This window comes from Streptococcus oralis, assembly GCF_001588645.1.
In the GTDB taxonomy this organism is placed as follows: Bacteria; Bacillota; Bacilli; order Lactobacillales; family Streptococcaceae; genus Streptococcus; species Streptococcus oralis_AB.
This window is the reverse complement of sequence record NZ_LAYF01000003.1, coordinates 452,507-470,303: the sequence shown is the minus strand read 5'-3', so window position 1 is coordinate 470,303 and position 17,797 is coordinate 452,507. Positions and strand designations below refer to the sequence as shown.

18 protein-coding genes are annotated in these 17,797 nt (G+C 40.7%); 16 read left to right on the top strand and 2 right to left on the bottom strand.

The genetic code is table 11. From position 1 onward, the window contains the following. A partial coding sequence (locus A0739_RS10605) for a kinetochore Spc7 family protein (protein WP_462217737.1) occupies positions 1 to 1,656 on the top strand: 1,656 nt, incomplete at its 5' end. A 9-nt stretch (positions 1,657 to 1,665) separates the two neighbouring features. After that, positions 1,666 to 2,151 (top strand): hypothetical protein, encoded by a 486-nt coding sequence (locus A0739_RS03860; protein WP_061587121.1) that lies wholly within the window; start codon positions 1,666 to 1,668, stop codon positions 2,149 to 2,151. A gap of 580 nt (positions 2,152 to 2,731) precedes the next feature. Here the strand turns inward: A0739_RS03860 and guaA are convergent. Beyond that, the gene (guaA, locus tag A0739_RS03855; RefSeq protein ID WP_061587120.1) at positions 2,732 to 4,294 is read right to left on the bottom strand and encodes a glutamine-hydrolyzing GMP synthase; all 1,563 of its coding nucleotides are present in this window, start codon (positions 4,292 to 4,294) and stop codon (positions 2,732 to 2,734) included. A gap of 140 nt (positions 4,295 to 4,434) precedes the next feature. On the opposite strand from guaA, the gene A0739_RS03850 reads away from it, so the two are divergent. The 11 genes from A0739_RS03850 (at position 4,435) to A0739_RS03800 (ending at position 13,442) form a co-directional block, all read left to right on the top strand. Beyond that, positions 4,435 to 5,133 carry a GntR family transcriptional regulator gene (locus A0739_RS03850; RefSeq protein WP_061587119.1) on the top strand — a complete coding sequence of 233 codons (699 nt, stop codon included), beginning with the start codon at positions 4,435 to 4,437 and terminating at the stop codon, positions 5,131 to 5,133. Between the two features lie 136 nt (positions 5,134 to 5,269). After that, a complete protein-coding gene (locus A0739_RS03845; RefSeq protein WP_061587118.1) occupies positions 5,270 to 6,556 on the top strand; it encodes a peptidase U32 family protein in 1,287 nt (428 codons plus the stop codon). Between the two features lie 14 nt (positions 6,557 to 6,570). Continuing rightward, positions 6,571 to 6,882, top strand: coding sequence for a CHY zinc finger protein (locus A0739_RS03840; protein WP_061587117.1), 312 nt, complete (start codon positions 6,571 to 6,573; stop codon positions 6,880 to 6,882). Between the two features lie 231 nt (positions 6,883 to 7,113). Continuing rightward, the gene (locus A0739_RS03835; protein WP_001054553.1) at positions 7,114 to 7,314 is read left to right on the top strand and encodes a F0F1 ATP synthase subunit C; all 201 of its coding nucleotides are present in this window, start codon (positions 7,114 to 7,116) and stop codon (positions 7,312 to 7,314) included. 34 nt (positions 7,315 to 7,348) lie between these two features. Beyond that, entirely contained in the window at positions 7,349 to 8,062 is a 714-nt protein-coding gene (gene atpB, locus A0739_RS03830; RefSeq protein ID WP_061587116.1) for a F0F1 ATP synthase subunit A, read from the top strand. Between the two features lie 13 nt (positions 8,063 to 8,075). After that, positions 8,076 to 8,570 (top strand): F0F1 ATP synthase subunit B, encoded by a 495-nt coding sequence (gene atpF, locus A0739_RS03825; RefSeq protein ID WP_000558543.1) that lies wholly within the window; start codon positions 8,076 to 8,078, stop codon positions 8,568 to 8,570. Next, a complete protein-coding gene (locus tag A0739_RS03820; RefSeq protein ID WP_061587115.1) occupies positions 8,570 to 9,106 on the top strand; it encodes a F0F1 ATP synthase subunit delta in 537 nt (178 codons plus the stop codon). The genes atpF and A0739_RS03820 overlap by 1 nt, the downstream gene beginning before the upstream one ends. A 14-nt stretch (positions 9,107 to 9,120) precedes the next feature. After that, positions 9,121 to 10,626: a F0F1 ATP synthase subunit alpha gene (atpA, locus tag A0739_RS03815; RefSeq protein ID WP_000996617.1), complete on the top strand. Its 1,506-nt coding sequence runs from the start codon at positions 9,121 to 9,123 to the stop codon at positions 10,624 to 10,626. A gap of 15 nt (positions 10,627 to 10,641) precedes the next feature. Further along, entirely contained in the window at positions 10,642 to 11,520 is an 879-nt protein-coding gene (locus A0739_RS03810; protein ID WP_061587114.1) for a F0F1 ATP synthase subunit gamma, read from the top strand. An 85-nt stretch (positions 11,521 to 11,605) separates the two neighbouring features. Then, positions 11,606 to 13,012 (top strand): F0F1 ATP synthase subunit beta, encoded by a 1,407-nt coding sequence (atpD, locus tag A0739_RS03805; protein ID WP_000094372.1) that lies wholly within the window; start codon positions 11,606 to 11,608, stop codon positions 13,010 to 13,012. Between the two features lie 10 nt (positions 13,013 to 13,022). Then, on the top strand, positions 13,023 to 13,442 hold the full coding sequence (locus tag A0739_RS03800) for a F0F1 ATP synthase subunit epsilon (protein WP_045591497.1): 420 nt from the start codon (positions 13,023 to 13,025) through the stop codon (positions 13,440 to 13,442). A gap of 31 nt (positions 13,443 to 13,473) precedes the next feature. Here the strand turns inward: A0739_RS03800 and A0739_RS03795 are convergent, their stop codons facing one another. Further along, the gene (locus A0739_RS03795) at positions 13,474 to 14,487 is read right to left on the bottom strand and encodes a lactonase family protein (protein WP_061587113.1); all 1,014 of its coding nucleotides are present in this window, start codon (positions 14,485 to 14,487) and stop codon (positions 13,474 to 13,476) included. Positions 14,488 to 14,631: 144 nt separating this feature from the next. Between A0739_RS03795 and A0739_RS03790 the strand changes: the two genes are divergently transcribed. The 3 genes from A0739_RS03790 to A0739_RS03780 all read left to right on the top strand — a co-directional run bounded on the left by A0739_RS03790 (position 14,632) and on the right by A0739_RS03780 (position 17,796). Further along, a complete protein-coding gene (locus A0739_RS03790; RefSeq protein ID WP_061587112.1) occupies positions 14,632 to 15,798 on the top strand; it encodes an AI-2E family transporter in 1,167 nt (388 codons plus the stop codon). Continuing rightward, complete coding sequence (locus A0739_RS03785; protein ID WP_061587111.1) at positions 15,788 to 17,017, top strand: tetratricopeptide repeat protein; 1,230 nt, start codon at positions 15,788 to 15,790, stop codon at positions 17,015 to 17,017. The genes A0739_RS03790 and A0739_RS03785 overlap by 11 nt, the downstream gene beginning before the upstream one ends. Before the next feature lie 137 nt (positions 17,018 to 17,154). Continuing rightward, positions 17,155 to 17,796, top strand: coding sequence for an amino acid ABC transporter permease (locus A0739_RS03780; protein WP_000121156.1), 642 nt, complete (start codon positions 17,155 to 17,157; stop codon positions 17,794 to 17,796). The last annotated feature ends 1 nt before the right edge of the window (position 17,797 follow it).

Below are 17,797 nucleotides of genomic sequence, written 5' to 3'. Positions count from 1 at the left end.
CATACAAAGCTACCTGGTCAGGAGTTTACGCGATTACATAGTGATTTGAAGGGTTCGAGGGATAAGTTAAAGAACGAGATTGAACTCTTAAACACGGCCAAGGACAAGATTTCGGACTTGGTGAGCTATGATGGAAGCAGTCATACCAGCACGGTCATGGACTATAACTTTCTGCTCAATCAGATCAAGAACTTGGACAGCTCCATCACTCAGTATGAAAGTAATCATGCGAGTCAGGATTTGGTCGCCTTTAAGGAACTTCTAGCTGCGACCAAGGCATTGATCACAGAACATGCAGGGAAGACACGTACGGTAGGGACTTATCAGTCAGGAGATTTTGCCAAACTCAAGTCTGTTCAACGCTTTGCGATAGCTTACAAACAGGCGACCCAGCAGATGGAGAGTCGCGTTGAGCGCGTGAAGGCTGCCCAGGAGCGAGACAAGGTTCGTTTTGAAGCCTTGGCTGCGGAGGATCGTGCCAAGAATGGTTGGAAAGAGTTGGGCTTGGGTGTGTTGACCGTTGCGTTTGCTATACTCGCAATTATAGGAACCATGGGATCTGCGACTCCCTTGGTTGTTGGGTTTGGCTTAACTTCAGGTCTGGGGGCAACAATCTATGGTACGTCTAATGCAGCAGAAGGCGTTCATAATATCGTACTTGGGAATGCAGGGGATATCCACACCAAGTCAATAAATCCCATCAGAGATACGCTTTTCATGGGCAATGACAAGTTGTATCATGATGTTGGAAATGTCTTTGTGACGGCGAGTGCCATCATGATTCCCATAGGGCAGACCCAGAGCGTTGTCAAGGGCTTGACCCAGTTTGCGATAGGGGAAGCAGGTGCCTATACCGCGGGTCAGGTTGCCTATCATGGGACTAAGCTCCTAGGTGGAAGCGAAGAAGATGCCCAAACCGCCAACTTTATCGGGAATATCGTAGGAGGCTATGCGACCTCCTCAGCAGCCAGCAAGTTTAGTCTTAATAAGGTGAAAGATGCCTTTTCTACGAATACAAAAAAATACACTCTAAATAGTGATCGATTATCTAATCTAGAACTATATACATCTCCAGAAATAAAAGCTATAATCAATAAGGCGGGCTATAGCCTGGAAGACTTTTCGAACTTAGTAGATGCAGATACGACTTTATCAGCTAAAACAGATGCATTTGTCAAAGCTGTTCGCAAAGAGATTGGTATACCAGCTCCTAAAACCAAGATGAATAAAACGATACCTACAGAGTTTGTTGAATCATATCTCAGCGGAGAACGTAATTCTTTTGCAGGTTTTGTCTCGGTTGATGAGCATTCAAAATCATTAACTACTCTTCCAGAAATAGTTGAAGGAAATCGATTAGATTATCCTAACACTCCTTTTGACTTAGAAAAGACCAAGACCTATGCAAAAATATCATTTTTCTTGGATGAAGCAGATAAGCTAGATATTCCATTTGGTGAACTTGATAATGCAAGTTATCCTTTTACAGGTCGAGGTTTTACAGGTTCTAAGAATATTATATTACCGGAGTATAAGTTAATAGAAGAACGAAATTTTATGGATGGAGATTTAATAACAATTTTTGAAAGCAAAAGCGGAAATCCTATAATACAATATAAATATGTAGAAAATAAAGGTTGGAAACTAATAAAATAGGAGTGAATAATGATTGCAATTTACCGGGGTAAAAAATATAATGTTTCAAAAGGTCTTAGTAATAATGATTGGATTGTTCTGACTAGTGATACAAAAGATGAAGGATTTAACAATTATGTAGATTCTTGGGGAGAGGAATTTGATGATTTCTTTTCTAAAAAGGTCAATATGGAAGAGCTAGACTATCTATACAGTATTCATTATGAGATTCAATATAAGGGGCATTCTTTTTATGTTAGTAGTGGGATGATTCGAAGGAATGTTGAGAAAGATTGGTTTGAAATAATACCAAGCGCCAACCAAAATCAAATAAAGGATGAGTTGGGATTCAAGCAGATAAATAAGTTAGAATGGGCAAAAGAGATTAGCCGAAAAGACATTGAAGTCTTAAAAATAATCGAAACACCTTTAGGAATCTTTAAAGACCAGGGAGTTAAGATCAAGAGTTTAGAAGGCCAAGACATCGATAACTTTTTAAATTCTATTGAAAAGTAATTTTTTGATGCTTTATCACCATTGAAATAGCCTGTGAGGAACTTGTTTATACACTGTTAGTTGTAGGTAAGTTCCTGTTTTTATATTGAATGACTTGGTTGCTCTTTAAGTTGATTAAAGGGAGTTTTTTAATACCTAGATTAACGATTTGATTCCAAAAAGTAGTTGCAATAAAACATAAAAATCACTAATCAGCAAAATGTGATTAGTGATTAGATTGATGGTGTGAACTTTTTGGTAAAATTTAGCTCAATTTGTGTATTTTTAGGGTAAAATTCACACCATTCAACTGAAAGTTATTCAAATTAGATAAAATCGTTCTTTCTGAAAACGTGGGAAAACATTGATTTTAAGCCCATCTTGAAACTTATTCAAATAGAAATGTTTCCAACTAGGTCTTAAGAAAGCTCGTAAAGCATCAAATAATAGAAGAATAAAATTTAATATAAAAAAATCCCATCAGAATATTTCTGGTGGGATTTTTGGTGGGGAACCAATCAATTTTGATTTATTTTTAACCTTTTATAACAACTGAAAATGCTGTTAAATCAACCATTTCACTTCAAATCATGTTTATAAATCATTCCCACTCAACGGTTGCAGGTGGTTTACTTGTGATATCGTAGACGATGCGGTTAACGTGGTCTACTTCGTTAACGATACGTACAGAAATTTTTTGAAGAACTTCCCAAGGAATCTTGGCAAAGTCAGCTGTCATACCATCGATAGAAGTAATGGCACGAATGGCGATGGTGTAGTCATAAGTACGACCGTCACCCATAACACCGACTGAACGAACGCCTGTGTTGACAGTGAAGTATTGCCAGATATCGCGGTCAAGTCCAGATTTGGCAATTTCTTCACGAAGGATTGCGTCTGACTCACGAACAGTTTCAAGTTTTTCTTCAGTGATTTCACCCATGACGCGGATAGCAAGTCCTGGTCCTGGGAATGGTTGGCGCCATACGATGTGGTCTGGCATACCAAGCTCTGTACCGAGGGCACGGACTTCGTCTTTATAAAGAGTGTTCAATGGTTCAATCAGTTCAAATTGCATGTCTTCTGGAAGACCACCCACGTTGTGGTGTGATTTGATGGTTTGAGCAGTATCTGTACCAGACTCAATCACGTCAGTGTAAAGCGTTCCCTGAGCAAGGAATTTCACATCTTTTAGTTTGCTTGCTTCGTCATCAAATACATAAACAAACTCGTTACCGATAATCTTCCGTTTTTGTTCAGGGTCAGAAACACCTGCAAGTTTATCAAGGAAGCGTTTTGCAGCGTCTGCTTTGACGATATTCAAACCAAACTTACCACCAAGCATGTCCATAACTTGGTCAGCCTCTCCCTTACGGAGAAGACCGTGGTCTACAAAGATACAGATTAATTGATCACCGATTGCTTTTTGAAGAAGAACTCCAACAACAGAAGAGTCAACACCACCAGATAGACCGAGAAGAACACGCTTGTCACCTACAGTTTCACGGATTTTCTTGATCTGCATATCGATGAAGTTGTCCATTGACCAGTCACCTTTAGCCTGACAGATGTTAAGGGCAAAGTTGCGAAGGATATCATTCCCGTATACAGAATGGCGAACTTCTGGGTGGAATTGGATACCGTAGATATGTTTGTCTGGATTTTCAATAGCTGCATAAGGACAGTCAGTAGAAGTTCCAGTACGAACGAAATCAGCTGGAATCTCTGTAACAGCATCGCCATGGCTCATCAAAACAATCTGTTCTTCAGGAGTTCCTTCAAAGAGGGCAGAAGTGGTATGGGTAAGTGGTGATTGGCCATACTCGCGGTTACCAGCATCACCTGCAGGGACAACTTTTCCTCCAAGTTTATGAGTTAAAAGTTGCATACCATAGCAGATTCCCAAAATTGGAATGCCAAGTTCAAAAATTTCTGGGTCAATATCAAATGAACCATCTTCGTATACAGAGTTTGGTCCACCAGAGAGGATGATCCCTACAGGGTTAATCGCACGAACCTCTGCGGCTGAGATTTTGTGACTTTTTAACTCTGAAAAAACACCGATTTCACGAATACGGCGTGAAATTAGCTGGTTGTATTGGCTACCATAGTCCAGCACGATGATTTTTTCGACATCTTGCAAGTCAGTTGAAATGTTGCTCATCTTTTTCCTTTCTCAAAAGAAATATCTTTTTCAATATTCTATCACAAATAGGGGCGAATTACCAACTAAACAAGGCAAAGTTTGACTTTTTCTTAGCAAATACGGTACAATGGAGAAAATAAAGAAAAGAAGTGAGAATCATGTTACCAGCTTATATGAAAATCCACGATCAGATCAAGAAGGATATAGATGAGCATCATTGGAAAATCGGAGAGAGACTTCCAAGTGAGCGATATTTAGCTGAACAGTTTCAGGTTAGCCGGATGACATTACGCCAAGCTATCTCTCTCTTGGTTGAGGAGGGAGTTTTGGAGCGTCGTGTAGGAAGTGGGACTTTTGTCTCTAGCACTCGTGTCCAAGAAAAAATGCGGGGTACAACCAGTTTTACGGAGATTGTCAAATCTCAGGGGAAAGTTCCTTCTAGTCAACTCATTTCTTACAGAAGAACCATTCCAAATGAGCAGGAGGTCGCAAAGCTAAGGATTACTCCGACAGAGAATATTATCCGCATGGAACGGGTGCGTTACGCTGACCAAGTTCCGCTAGTCTATGAAGTCGCATCTATTCCTGAGAAATTTATTAAGGATTTTAAAAAAGAAGAAATCACCAGTCATTTCTTTCAAACCTTGCAGCAACATGGCTACCGGATTGGCAAATCCCAACAGACCATTTATGCGAGATTGGCTAAGGAAAAGATTGCTCACTATCTAGAAGTCGAAAAGGGGCATGCTATTTTAGCCTTGACTCAGGTCTCTTATCTTGAAGATGGGACGGCTTTCGAGTATGTAAAGAGTCAATACGTGGGCGAACGCTTTGAATTTTATCTTGAAAATAACTAGTCTAGAAAGGCTAGTTTTTTGCTTTAGAAAAGATTAGAATTGTCAAAACAATCTGCCTAGGCTTGATTTTATCGCTTATTTACTATAAAATGAGAAGGAAAAACGTCAAACTTTTATATTGCAAATAGGAGAAAAAATGACAAAAACATTAAAACGTCCTGAGGTTTTATCACCTGCAGGAACTTTAGAGAAGCTGAAAGTAGCTGTTCAATATGGTGCGGACGCAGTCTTCATCGGTGGGCAGGCCTATGGTCTTCGTAGCCGTGCTGGAAACTTTACTTTTGAACAGATGGAAGAAGGCGTGCAGTTTGCTGCTAAGTACGGTGCCAAGGTCTATGTGGCTGCTAACATGGTTATGCACGAAGGAAACGAAGCTGGTGCTGGAGAATGGTTCCGTAAGTTGCGTGACATCGGGATTGCGGCAGTTATCGTGTCAGATCCAGCCTTGATTATGATTGCAGCAACCGAAGCACCAGGTCTTGAAATCCACCTTTCAACCCAAGCTAGTGCGACCAACTATGAAACTCTAGAGTTCTGGAAAGAACTTGGTCTAACTCGCGTGGTTTTAGCCCGTGAAGTTTCAATGGAAGAATTGGCAGAGATTCGCAAACGCACTGATGTAGAAATTGAGGCCTTTGTCCATGGAGCCATGTGTATTTCCTACTCAGGTCGCTGTACACTCTCAAACCACATGAGTATGCGTGATGCCAACCGTGGTGGCTGTTCTCAGTCTTGTCGTTGGAAATACGATCTTTACGACATGCCCTTTGGTCAAGAACGTAAGAGTCTTAAAGGTGAAATTCCAGAAGAATTTTCAATGTCAGCTGTTGACATGTCCATGATTGACCATATTCCAGATATGATTGAAAACGGTGTAGACAGTCTCAAGATTGAAGGCCGTATGAAATCTATTCACTATGTTTCAACTGTGACCAACTGTTACAAGGCGGCTGTAGATGCTTATCTCGAAAGTCCTGAGAAATTTGAAGCCATCAAACAAGACTTGGTGGACGAGATGTGGAAAGTTGCTCAACGTGAATTAGCAACAGGTTTCTACTATGGTACACCTACAGAAAACGAACAGTTATTTGGCGCTCGTCGTAAAATTCCTGAATACAAGTTTGTCGCTGAAGTGGTAGCGTATGATGATACGACTCAAACGGCAACCATTCGTCAACGGAATGTTATCAATGAAGGCGACCAAGTGGAGTTTTATGGACCAGGTTTCCGTCATTTTGAGACTTATATCGAAGATCTTCATGATGCCAAGGGCAATAAAATCGACCGCGCCCCAAATCCAATGGAACTCTTGACCATTAAGGTTCCACAACCTGTTCAAGCAGGGGACATGGTTCGCGCTCTCAAGGAAGGTCTTATCAATCTCTATAAGGAAGATGGAACCAGCGTCACAGTTCGTGCCTAGAGAAGGAAAAGTGAATGAATCAAGCACAAGGTTTGTTAGTTGATAATGAAGGCAGATGTGTTCATTATCATGGTGAAAAGGACATCGTTTCCCTCCAGTGTTATGAGTGTAAAAAATACTATGCTTGTTATCAGTGCCACAATGCTATAGAAACGCATGTGTTTTCGCCCTATCCCTTGGAGCTTTCTGAGGATCGACCGATTTTATGTGGGGTTTGTAAGAGGACAATGACTTTCCAAGAATACCAAAAACAAATGGCTTGTCCTTACTGCAGTGCCCCATTTAATCCAGATTGTAAACAACACTATTCCTACTATTTTAAATAAAATGAATCGATCCAAGTTCTAAACTTGGATTTTTCGGTTTGTTTCAGAAAATATAGTAAAATCAAGAAAAACACGCAATCTGAAATGGAAAAACTTTCTATAAAATAGTGTAAAAATAGCAAAAATAGAAATATATTATCTGAAACGCTTTCAACGTAAGTAAAAAGTTGACAAATCAAAATTTTAGGACTAAACTAAGTAAGTAAATTTTAAATAAAAGGAGAATTTATCATGAATTTAACATTTTTCGGTCTTTGTCTTGCCTGTATGGGTGTATCCCTTGCAGAAGGTATGTTGATGAACGGTTTGTTCAAATCTGCAGCACGCCAACCAGATATCATCCCACAATTGCGTAGTTTGATGATCCTGGGGATTGCCTTTATCGAAGGAACATTCTTTATAACTCTCGTATTTTCATTTATCATCAAATAAAGAGAAGTATAAAATGGAAAAGGGAGGATTCTAGATGGAAGAAAGTATCAATCCAACCATCAATATTGGTCCTGTTACCTTTGATTTAACCTTGACAGCAATGACTTTGTTGTCTGTGGCACTGATTTTTGGCTTTATCTATTGGGCAAGTCGGAATATGACTGTGAAACCCAAAGGAAAGCAAAATGTACTGGAGTATCTCTATGACTTCGTAGTCGGATTTACAGAACCTAATGTAGGCTCACGGTACATGAAAGATTACTCACTCTTTTACTTTTGTTTGTTTCTTTTTATGGTGATCGCAAATAATCTTGGTTTGATGGCAAAACTTCAAACTACAGATGGGACAAACCTTTGGACATCGCCAACTGCAAATCTCCAGTTTGTCTTGGCTTTGTCATTTGGAATTATCCTGATGACCCATATTGAAGGAATTCGTCGTCGTGGTATTAAAAAATATCTAAAAGGTTTTGTAACCCCAGGTTTTATGACACCGATGAATCTACTTGAAGAATTCACGAATTTCCTATCACTTGCTTTGCGGGTGTTCGGGAATATCTTTGCCGGAGAAGTGATGGCAAGCTTGCTTATTATTCTTTCTCATCAGGCTCTTTATTGGTATCCAGTCGCATTTGTTACCAATCTTGTCTGGACGGCATTCTCCGTGTTCATTTCTTGTGTACAAGCCTATGTCTTTACACTATTATCCTCTATGTACCTAGGAAACAAAATTAATGATGAAGAGTAGAAAGGAGTAACTGATGCACGTAACAGTAGGTGAATTAATTGGTAACTTTATTTTAATCGCTGGCTCTTTTATCCTTTTGATTGTCTTAGTTAAGAAATATGCGTGGTCAAACTTGACAAGTGTCTTCGAAGAAAGGGCAAATAAAATTGCTGCTGATATTGATGGAGCTGAACAAGCTCGTCAAAAAGCAGAAACTCTTGCCCAAAAACGTGAAGATGAATTGGCTGGTAGTCGCAACGAAGCCAAAACAATCATTGAAAATGCTAAAGAGACAGCAGAGAAGAGTAAAGCAGATATTCTGGCAGATGCTAAAGTAGAAGCAGGTCGCTTAAAAGAGAAGGCGAATCAAGAAATTGCTCAGAATAAAGCTGAAGCTTTGCAAAGTGTTAAGGGTGAGGTGGCAGATTTGACGATTAGTCTCGCTGGTAAAATCATCTCAAAAAACCTTGACAGTCATGCTCATAAGGAACTCATTGATCAGTATATCGATCAGCTAGGAGAAGCCTAATGGACAAGAAAACAGCAAAGGTAATTGAAAAATACAGCATGCCTTTTGTCCAATTAGTGATTGAAAAAGGAGAAGAGGACCGGATTTTTTCAGACTTGGATCAAATCAAGCAAGTCGCAGAAGAAACGGGCTTACCTTCTTTTTTAGCTCAGGTGGCAGTTGATGAGTCTGATAAGGAAAAAACAGTTGTTTTTTTTCAAGACTCTGTCTCACCTTTAATGCAAAACTTTATTCAGGTTCTGATTTACAATCACAGAGCAAATCTTTTTTATGATATTATTGTTGATTGTTTGAATCGTCTTGAAAGAGAAACCAATCATTTTGTAGTCACGATCTCCTCAGCTCATCCTTTAACGGACGAACAGAAGGAACGTTTGCTTCCCTTGATAGAGAAAAAAATGTCTCTGAAAGTACGGAGTATCAAAGAACAAATTGATGAAGGGCTCATTGGTGGTTTTGTCATTTTTGCTAATCACAAGACAATTGATGTGAGTATTAAACAACAACTTCGAGTTGTTAAACAAAATTTGAAATAGAAAGTGGTGTTCTTTTGGCAATTAACGCACAAGAAATCAGCGCTTTAATTAAGCAACAAATTGAAAATTTCAAACCCAATTTTGATGTGTCTGAAACAGGTGTTGTAACCTATATCGGGGATGGAATTGCGCGTGCTCACGGTCTTGAAAATGCCATGAGTGGAGAGTTGTTGATCTTTGAAAACGGCTCTTATGGGATGGCGCAAAACTTGGAGTCTACAGACGTTGGGATTATCATCCTTGGAGACTTTACAGATATTCGTGAAGGTGATACCATTCGCCGTACAGGTAAAATCATGGAAGTACCTGTGGGGGACAGCCTAATCGGACGTGTTGTCGACCCACTTGGTCGTCCAGTTGATGGTCTTGGTGATATCCATACTGACAAGACTCGTCCAGTGGAAGCGCCAGCTCCTGGCGTTATGCAACGTAAGTCTGTATCAGAACCATTGCAAACAGGTTTGAAAGCTATTGACGCCCTTGTTCCGATTGGTCGTGGTCAACGTGAGTTGATTATCGGTGACCGTCAGACAGGGAAAACAACTATTGCGATTGATACAATCTTGAACCAAAAAGGTCAAGATATGATCTGTATCTACGTAGCGATTGGACAAAAAGAATCAACAGTCCGTACACAAGTAGAAACACTTCGCCAGTACGGTGCCTTGGACTACACAATCGTTGTGACAGCCTCTGCTTCACAACCATCTCCATTGCTCTTCCTAGCTCCTTATGCCGGAGTTGCTATGGCAGAAGAATTTATGTACCAAGGCAAGCATGTTTTGATCGTTTACGATGATCTTTCAAAACAAGCGGTCGCTTATCGTGAACTTTCCCTCTTGCTTCGTCGTCCACCAGGTCGTGAAGCCTTCCCAGGGGATGTTTTCTACCTTCACAGTCGTTTGCTTGAGCGATCAGCTAAAGTTTCTGATGAGCTTGGTGGTGGATCTATTACAGCCCTACCATTTATCGAGACACAAGCGGGAGATATCTCTGCCTATATCGCAACCAACGTGATCTCTATCACTGACGGACAAATCTTCCTTGGTGATGGTCTCTTCAATGCAGGTATTCGTCCAGCCATTGATGCGGGTTCATCTGTATCCCGTGTAGGTGGTTCGGCACAGATTAAAGCCATGAAGAAAGTTGCTGGTACACTCCGTATCGACCTTGCTTCATACCGTGAGTTGGAAGCCTTCACTAAGTTTGGTTCTGACTTGGATGCAGCAACACAGGCTAAGTTGAACCGTGGACGTCGTACTGTGGAAGTATTGAAACAACCTGTTCATAAACCACTACCTGTTGAGAAACAAGTAACCATTCTCTATGCTTTGACACATGGTTTCTTGGATACGATTCCTGTAGATGACATTGTTCGTTTTGAGGAAGAGTTCCATACTTTCTTTGATGCTCATTATCCAGAGATTTTGGAAACCATTCGTGAAACAAAAGACTTGCCAGAAGAAGCAGTCTTGGATGCTGCGATTACAGAGTTTCTCAATCAATCCAGCTTCCAATAAGAATAGAGGTGTCAGATGGCAGTATCTCTAAATGATATTAAAACAAAAATCGCCTCAACCAAAAATACGAGTCAAATCACTAATGCCATGCAAATGGTATCGGCTGCCAAGTTAGGTCGCTCTGAAGAAGCAGCGCGCAACTTCCAAGTTTACGCTCAGAAAGTTCGTAAGCTTTTAACGGATATTTTGCATGGTAACGGATCTGGTGGTTCAACCAATCCGATGCTCATCAGTCGCCCAGTTAAGAAAACAGGCTATATCGTTATTACTTCAGACCGTGGCTTGGTTGGAGGTTATAATGCTTCCATCCTTAAAGCCGTTATGGAGTTGAAAGAAGAATACCATCCAGATGGTAAAGATTTTGAGATAATCTGTATCGGTGGTATGGGAGCTGATTTCTTTAAGGCTCGTGGTATTCAGCCAATCTATGAACTACGTGGCTTGGCAGATCAACCTAGTTTTGATGAAGTTCGTAAAATTATTTCAAAAACGATTGATATGTACCAAAACGAACTTTTTGATGAATTGTACGTCTGCTACAACCATCATGTCAATACTCTCACAAGTCAAATGCGTGTGGAACAAATGCTGCCGATTGTTGACTTGGATCCAAATGAAGCGGATGAAGAGTATAGCTTGACATTTGAGTTGGAAACGAGCCGTGATGAGATTCTAGAGCAGTTGTTGCCACAGTATGCCGAAAGTATGATTTACGGGGCTATTATCGATGCCAAGACAGCTGAAAATGCTGCAGGTATGACAGCTATGCAAACGGCGACCGATAATGCCAAAAAGGTCATCAATGATTTGACAATCCAGTATAACCGTGCTAGACAGGCGGCGATTACACAAGAAATTACAGAAATCGTAGCGGGGGCTAGTGCCTTAGAATAAGGCTTTGCCTCCCTCGTATCAAAATGAACTTAGGACCTAGTTGAGCTAGGAACCGACAGTATCTTATATAGAATAGGAGAAGGAGATGAGTTCAGGTAAAATTGCTCAGGTTATCGGACCCGTTGTAGACGTCTTGTTTGCAGCAGGGGAAACACTTCCTGAGATTAATAATGCACTTGTCGTCTACAAAAATGACGAAAGAAAAACAAAAATCGTCCTTGAAGTAGCCTTGGAGTTGGGTGATGGTATGGTCCGTACGATCGCCATGGAATCAACAGATGGTTTGACTCGTGGAATGGAAGTTTTGGACACAGGCCGTCCAATCTCCGTACCAGTAGGTAAAGAAACTTTGGGACGTGTCTTCAACGTTTTGGGAGATACTATTGACTTGGATGCTCCTTTCGCTGAAGACGCTGAGCGTCAGCCAATTCATAAGAAAGCTCCAACTTTTGATGAATTGTCTACCTCATCTGAAATTTTGGAAACAGGGATTAAGGTTATCGACCTTCTTGCCCCATACCTAAAAGGTGGGAAAGTTGGACTCTTCGGTGGTGCCGGAGTTGGTAAAACTGTCTTAATCCAAGAATTGATTCACAACATTGCCCAAGAACATGGTGGTATTTCAGTATTTACCGGTGTTGGGGAACGTACTCGTGAGGGGAACGACCTTTACTGGGAAATGAAAGAATCAGGCGTTATCGAGAAAACAGCCATGGTATTTGGTCAGATGAATGAACCACCTGGAGCACGTATGCGTGTTGCCCTTACTGGTTTGACAATTGCCGAATACTTCCGTGATGTAGAAGGCCAAGATGTGCTTCTTTTCATTGACAATATCTTCCGTTTCACTCAAGCTGGTTCAGAAGTATCTGCCCTTTTGGGTCGTATGCCTTCAGCCGTTGGTTACCAACCAACACTTGCTACAGAAATGGGTCAATTGCAAGAACGTATCACATCAACTAAGAAGGGTTCTGTAACCTCTATCCAGGCTATCTACGTGCCTGCGGATGACTATACTGACCCTGCGCCAGCAACAGCTTTTGCTCACTTGGATTCAACTACAAACTTGGAACGTAAGTTGGTACAGTTGGGTATTTACCCAGCCGTTGACCCTCTAGCTTCAAGCTCTCGTGCCTTGGCACCTGAGATTGTTGGTGAGGAGCACTATGCAGTTGCTGCTGAGGTTAAACGTGTCCTTCAACGTTACCATGAATTGCAAGATATCATTGCTATCCTTGGTATGGATGAACTTTCTGATGAAGAAAAGACCTTGGTTGCCCGTGCCCGTCGTATCCAATTCTTCTTGTCTCAAAACTTTAACGTTGCAGAACAATTTACTGGTCAACCTGGTTCTTATGTACCAGTAGCGGAAACAGTTCGTGGCTTTAAGGAAATCCTTGAAGGAAAACATGACCAGCTACCAGAAGATGCCTTCCGTGGTGTCGGTTCAATCGAAGACGTCATTGCTAAGGCAGAGAAAATGGGATTTTAAGAGGTGATCTATGGCTCATTTAACTGTCCAGATCGTGACACCAGATGGCCTCGTCTATGATCACCATGCCAGCTTTGTATCGGTACGAACTCTGGATGGTGAGATGGGGATCTTGCCACGACATGAAAATATGATAGCGGTTTTAGCGGTTGATGAAGTGAAGGTAAAACGTATCGATGATGATACTCATGTGAATTGGATTGCAGTGAACGGAGGAATTATCGAGATTGCTAATGACATCATTACTATTGTAGCAGACTCAGCAGAACGTGCTCGTGATATCGATATCAGTCGTGCAGAACGCGCGAAACTTCGAGCTGAACGAGAAATCGAAGAAGCCCATGAAAAGCACTTAATAGACCAAGAACGACGTGCTAAGATTGCTCTTCAACGTGCCATTAACCGTATTAATGTTAGAAATAGACTATAAAAAAATGAACTTGAAACTCAAGTTCATTTTTTTAATGTGGGAAGTTGATGCAGACTGCTTCAGGGACATGGAAGTCGTTAGAAAGCTCTGCAAGACGACCACTTTTAGGATTGCGCTTAAAGACGGTTGCGTTATCAGAATCTTGATGAACAGCAATGAGAAACTCTTGATCAGGAGTTAGGTCGAAATCACGTGGCGTTTTACCGTGACTTGGTACAATCTCTAATAATTCCAAGCTACCATCAGCGAGGATTGTATAGACTGCAATGGAATCATGACCTCGGTTGGATGCATAGAGGTATTTGCCATCTTTTGAAAGACGAATGGCAGCAGTAGCATTAAAGCCTTCGTATCCATCTGGCAAGGTTGAAATAACTTGCATGCGTTCAAATTCACCAACTCCATCATAAATCAAGACCTCTATCGTGCTATTCAGTTCGCAGATGAGATAGGCAATCTTATAGTGGTGGTGGAAAACGATGTGGCGAGCACCTGCTCCAGCTTGGCTTTGATAAGTGTAGAGTTTATTTAGTTTTCCCTCTAAGCTAACATCATAGGTTGTTACCTCATCCGTCCCTAGATCACATGTGACGAGGTACTGGTCAGGTGTTAGATCTGTAAAGTGTACATGTGGGGAAGTTTGGTTTTCATGAGGACCTTGTCCACTATGCTGATCTAGATCCGTTTGGATGAGGCTACCATCTGTTTGACGTTTATAAACCAGAACTTGACCTTTATGATAGTTGGCCCCATAAACGAGACCACGCTTTTCATCCACTGCCACATAACAATGGGGAGCGCCTTCTTCAACCACATGATTTAGCAAAGCGCCATCTGTCTTGTAAGCAGCGATGCCACCTAAGCCATCCTGGCTCCCTACGGTGTATAAGTGTTGCTGTTGGTCAAAGGCAAGGTAGGTCGGACTTGGTTCAGCAGCAAAGAGTTCAAGATTTGCAAGCTGGCCTGTTTCTGTATCAAAATCTGCCTTGTAAATCCCTTTAGATAAGCGACGAGTGTAAGTTCCAAAATAAACAGTTTCTTTCATGTCCATACCTCTTAATAATGATAAGTTCATTATACCACAAAATGGCAGTCATGAAGCACTAGATTCATTCATGTAAGCACTTTAAAAAAGAGTTATTTTAGTCTAAAAATGGTATAATGAGAGAACGACAGAAAGGATGTATTTATGGAACATAAAGAGAAACATTTTAGCCTATCTTGGTTTTTTAAGTGGTTTTTAGATAATAAAGCCATCACTGTATTTTTAGTAACCTTGTTACTGGGGCTAAACATTTTTATTCTAAGTAAGATTAGTTTTATCTTTTTACCAGTTTTGGATTTTCTAGGAGTTGTCATGTTGCCAGTTATTTTATCTGGTTTACTTTATTACCTCCTCAATCCGATTGTGGACTGGATGGAGAAGCACAAGATCAATCGTGTCCTTGCCATTAGTATTGTTTTTGTTATTATTGGACTCTTTATCATTTGGGGGCTGGCAGTCGCAATTCCAAATCTGCAACGCCAAGTCTTAAATTTTGCGAAGAATGTGCCGACATACCTGGAAGATGCAGATAAGGTGATCAATGATCTTGTAACCAAACGCTTGCCAGATGATTTTAGACCACAGTTGGAGCAGGTTCTTGCCAATGTTTCTAGTGAAGCGACCATGTGGGCAAGCAAAATCTCTTCTCAAGCTGTTAACTGGGTTAGCGCCTTTATCAGTAGTGTTTCCCAAGTCATTGTAGCGGTTATTATCGTACCCTTCATGCTCTTTTATCTTTTGAGAGATGGAAAAGGCTTGCGTGATTACTTGACTAAATTCATCCCAAACAAGTTAAAAGAACCTGTGGGTGAAATCCTATCAGATGTCAATAAACAGCTATCAAACTATGTTAGAGGACAAGTTACAGTAGCTATTATTGTAGCTATCATGTTTATTATCTTCTTTAAGATTATCGGTTTACGCTACGCTGTCACTCTAGGTGTAACCGCTGGTATTCTAAATCTAGTCCCTTATCTAGGTAGTTTCCTCGCCATGTTGCCTGCTCTGGTTTTAGGTTTAATAGCAGGACCTGTGATGCTTTTGAAAGTAATCGTTGTCTTTATTGTTGAACAAACGATTGAAGGTCGCTTCGTTTCTCCGCTTATTTTAGGTAGTCAGCTAAACATCCATCCTATCAATGTCCTCTTTGTTCTCCTAACTTCAGGGTCTATGTTTGGTATTTGGGGAGTCTTGCTGGGAATCCCAGTCTATGCTTCTGCCAAGGTTGTTATCTCAGCTATCTTTAACTGGTATAAAAAAGTCAGCGGTTTGTATGAAGAAGAAGGGGAGGAAATCAAGAGTGAACAATAGTCAACGCATGCTTCAGGCTTTGGATGAACAGGATTTAACCAAGGCGGATCAATATTTTCACAAAGCCCTCGAAACAGATTCAAGTGAAGTTCTTTATGAACTAGCAAGCTATCTAGAGGGAATTGGCTTTTATCCTCAAGCAAAAGAAATTTACCAAAATATCGTTACAGAATTTCCAGAAGTGAATCTGAACTTAGCCAGCATTGCTAGCGAGGATGGCAATGTTGAAGAGGCCTTTGCTTACCTTGAGGAAATCACACCCGAAAGTGACTGGTATGTATCAGCTTTGGCCTTGAAGGCTGACCTCTATCAGTTGGAAGGATTGACAGATGTAGCGCGTGAAAAGTTACTGGAAGCCCTAAACTACTCAGACGATCCCTTATTAGTTTTTGGTTTAGCTGAGTTAGATAGTGAGTTAGGAAATTATCAGGAAGCCATTCAGGGCTATGCTCAGTTAGACAATCGCTCCATTTATGAGCAAACGGGTGTCTCAACATATCAACGAATTGGCTACGCTTATGCCCAGTTAGGTAAGTTTGAAGCTGCAACTGAATTCTTAGAAAAAGCCTTAGAATTAGAGTACGATGACCAAACTGCCTTTGAACTGGCTAGCCTTTACTTTGACCAAGAAGAGTATCAAAAATCTGTTCTTTACTTTAAGCAAATTGATACCATTTCACCTGATTTTGAAGGATATGAATATGGTTATGGTCAAGCATTGCACAAGGAACATCAGGTGGAAGAGGCCCTTCGTATCGTTAAACAAGGTTTGGAGAAAAATCCATTTGAAACTCGGCTCTTACTGGCTGCTTCTCAGTTTTCGTATGAATTACATGATCCTGGTAGTGCAGAGCAGTTTCTCCTTACTGCCAAAGAAGATGCAGAGGATACAGAAGAAATTTTCCTTCGCCTTGCAACCATTTATATGGAACAAGAGCGGTACGAAGATATCATTGCTCTCCAAAGTCAAGAACCTGAAAATCTCTTGACCAAGTGGATGATTGCCCGTTCTTATCAGGAAATTGAGGATTTAGATAAGGCCTATGAGTTCTATCAGGAACTATCGCTTGATCTCAAGGATAATCCTGAGTTCCTGGAGCAGTATACTTATCTTTTGCGTGAATTGGGGTATTTTGAAGAAGCCAAAGTGCAAGCTGAAGCTTATTTAAAACTCGTTCCAGATGATGTTCAGATGCAAGAACTCTTAGAAACACTTTAAAAGTTATCTCTCTAAAAGAACGTATCCGTCAATTTGGCAGATACGTTTTTTTTGAAAAATAGAATTTTTTTACAAAAACCCTTGCTAAATTGTTTATTTATGCTATAATAGGAACAATAATTTTTAGGAGGTGCAGTATGTCTTATATGTTTGAGATATTACCAAGTTTATTGAACGGTGCAAGTATGACACTTCAAGTCTTTGCTCTGGTCTTGATCTTTTCAATTCCTTTAGGTATTGTCGTTGCCTTTGCTTTACAAGTCCGCTGGAAACCCCTCCATTATCTGATTGACCTTTATATTTGGGTGATGCGAGGGACTCCATTGCTCTTGCAATTAATCTTTATTTACTATGTTCTTCCTAGCATTGGGATACGTTTAGATCGTTTGCCTGCTGCTGTGATCGCTTTTGTATTGAACTATGCAGCCTACTTTGCTGAAATCTTTCGTGGTGGAATTGAAACCATTCCCAAAGGACAGTATGAAGCTGCTAAGGTCTTGAAGTTTAGTCCATTTGACACAGTGCGCTATATTATTTTGCCTCAGGTTACAAAGATTGTCTTACCGAGCGTCTTTAATGAAATTATGAGTTTGGTCAAGGATACTTCATTGGTTTATGCCCTTGGAATTTCAGATTTGATTTTGGCTAGTCGGACAGCAGCCAATCGAGATGCCAGCCTTGTGCCTATGTTTTTAGCTGGAGCGATTTATTTGATTATGATTGGTCTTGTAACCATTGTAGCGAAAAAACTTGAGAAGAAGTACAGTTATTACAGATAGG